Source organism: Sphaerotilus sp. (genome assembly GCF_041083715.1).
Lineage (GTDB): Bacteria > Pseudomonadota > Gammaproteobacteria > Burkholderiales > Burkholderiaceae_C > Sphaerotilus.
This window is the reverse complement of record NZ_JBFPGY010000225.1, coordinates 1-2,612: the sequence shown is the minus strand read 5'-3', so window position 1 is coordinate 2,612 and position 2,612 is coordinate 1. Positions and strand designations below refer to the sequence as shown.

Annotated in this window: 2 protein-coding genes; both read right to left on the bottom strand. The window is 65.3% G+C overall.

What is annotated here, in order from left to right:
- Positions 1-898, bottom strand: an 898-nt coding sequence (locus AB3X43_RS09905; RefSeq protein WP_369429679.1) for a PAS domain-containing protein, incomplete at its 3' end; no start/stop codon positions are given.
- Positions 895-2,612 (bottom strand): chemotaxis protein CheA (locus AB3X43_RS09900; RefSeq protein ID WP_369429678.1); only part of this gene is annotated, 1,718 nt, incomplete at its 5' end. The genes AB3X43_RS09905 and AB3X43_RS09900, both read right to left, overlap by 4 nt.

Below are 2,612 nucleotides of genomic sequence, written 5' to 3'. Positions count from 1 at the left end.
CGGTGGCGATCTTGACGATCTTCACGGAGCGACCCATTTCATCGCTGACGGGCGCGTACACGGCCTGGATCCAGACCTCGCGGCCGCTCTTGGTGATGCGCTTGAACACCTCGCTTTGCGAGCGGCCCTCGTTGAGGTCACGCCAGAACTGGGCATAGGCCGGCAGCGCGACCTGGGCTGGCTCCACAAACATGCGGTGGTGCTTGCCCACCACCTCGTCGGCCTGGTACTCCAGCAGCTGCAGGAAGTTCTTGTTGGCGCTCAGGACCCGACCGGTGAGGTCAAACTCGATGTAGGCATAGGCATTGTCGATGGCGGCCAGAATGCCGCGGGCATTGTGGCGCTCCAGCTCGGCGGCGGTGATGTCGTAGCGCACGCCCAGGTACTTCATGGGCTTGCCGTTCTCACCCAGGATGGGCGCCACCACCGCGTCCACATAGTAGGGCGTGCCGTCCTTGGCGCGGTTCTTGATGATGCCGCGGAAGATGTCGCCCCGGCCAATGGTGGACCAGAGTTGCTTGAAGGTCTCCTTGGGCATGTCGGGATGGCGCGTGGTGTTGTGCGGACGGCCAATCAGCTCGTCCTTGGAATACTTGGAGACCTCCATGAACTTCTCGTTGATGGACAGGATGTCGCCCTTCTTGTCCGACTCGGAGACGATGCTGGTGATGTTCATGATGTCGGTGCGCACCTTGAGCTCGGACTCGACCTCGGCCAGGCGGGCGCGCAGTGTGACCAGCTCGGCCTCCGCCGCACGGCGCGCGGCCTCCTGCGCGGCCAGTTCGACTTCGGCGGCGCGGCGTGCCGTGGCCTGGCTCTCCAGCGCCTGGCGCGAGCTGTCCAGTGCGTTGCCGGCCACCAGCCGTGTCACCCATGAGTCGTGTTGCGTTGTGGTCATGCTGTTTCTCCTGAAGTATTTTGGATAAGGTCGGCGCGCACTGCGCTGGGTGAAGAAGGCCGGCGGACACCGGAAGGCGGCTGGGCGGCCACCAGTTGGGCCAGTGCCAGCACATCAATGATCAAGGCCACCTCGCCGCTGCCCAGAATGGCCGAGCCGGAGAGGCCGCGCACGGTTTTAAAGAGGCTGCCCAAGGGTTTGATGACGGTCTGGTGCTGGCCCAGCAAGACCTCCACCTCGATGCCGTACTGGCCGGCGCCGGACTGCACCACCACGATGCTGACGCGCTCCGGCGCGGCCGATTCGATGTCATAGAGGGACTTCAGGCGCACCACCGGCAGCACGGCGCCGCGCAGCTCCACGCAGTGGCGCCCTTGCGCGTCCACCATGCCGCTGTGGGCCTCGGACTCTATGACCTCCACCACCGACTGCAGCGGCAGCACGAACTTGGCGTCGCCCACGCCGACCAGAAAGCCGTCGATGATGGCCAGGGTCAGGGGCAGGCGGATGTCCACCGTCAGCCCTTTGCCCTCTACGCTGTGCAACTTCAGGCTGCCGCGCAGGGCCTCGATATTGCTGCGCACCACGTCCATGCCCACACCCCGGCCCGACAGGTTCGTAACCTGCTCGGCCGTGGAAAAGCCGGGCTCGAAAATCAGCATGTGGATGGCCTCATCCGAAGGCACCACGTCGCGCTCCACCAGGCCCTTGTCCCAGGCCCGCTGCAAGACCCGCTGGCGGTGGATGCCGCGACCATCGTCCTGTATGCGGATCAGGATGGAGCCGGCCTCGTGGCGCGCGCTCAAAGTCAGGTGGCCGCTGGCCGGCTTGCCCGCCTCAAGCCGGACTTGGGGCGTCTCCAGCCCGTGGTCCAGGGCGTTGCGCACCAGGTGCATGAGCGGGTCGGCAATCTTTTCCACCATGGATTTGTCCAGCTCGGTCTCGCCCCCCAGGATCTCGAACTGCACGTCCTTGCCCAAGGCAGAGGCGGTATCGCGCACCACGCGCTTGAAGCGGGCAAAGGTCTCACCCACCGGCACCATGCGCAGGCCCAGGGTGCTGTTGCGGATTTCCTCGATCAGCCGGTTCATGTTCTGGTTCGACTCGGTCAGGGTTTCCAACAGGGCCTCCAGCGCGGCTGGGTCCTGGTTGTCGAAAGCCGCCAGGGCCGCGCCGGAGCCGGCACCGGCTATCACCAGCTCACCCAGCAGGTTGATCACGGTGTCCAGGCGCTCGGCCTGCACGCGGATGAAGCGGGCCTCATCACCGGTGTGTTTGTCGCGGATTTTTTGCTGTTTGCCCAAAGCGGCGGTGACCAGTTCCGGGGCCACTCCGGCCTGCTCCACCAGCAGGGTGCCCAGCTTGTAGCTGTCGGGGTCCGCACCTTCGGACTGCGCCCTGGCCTGGTTCTGTAGCACCGCATGCAGATCGGTTTGCGAAACGGCACCGGCCGCAGTCAGCAAGTCACCCAGGCGGGGCACATCGGACAGCTCATCGATATTGCTGCGCAGCTGCTGGTGCAGCTGGTCCAGGTCCTGCAGCTGGTAGTCGCAGTCCTCCTCGACAAAGCTGAAGGCCTCCTGCAGCTCGGCCTGGGGAGCGGCCGTTTGCAGCTGCATCACGAAGCTGGTGTAGCAGCTGTCATGCACCAGCGCATCCAGCGGCGGCACGCGCTGCAAGTCCCACTGCATGTCCAGCACCCGGCCCAGCGTGC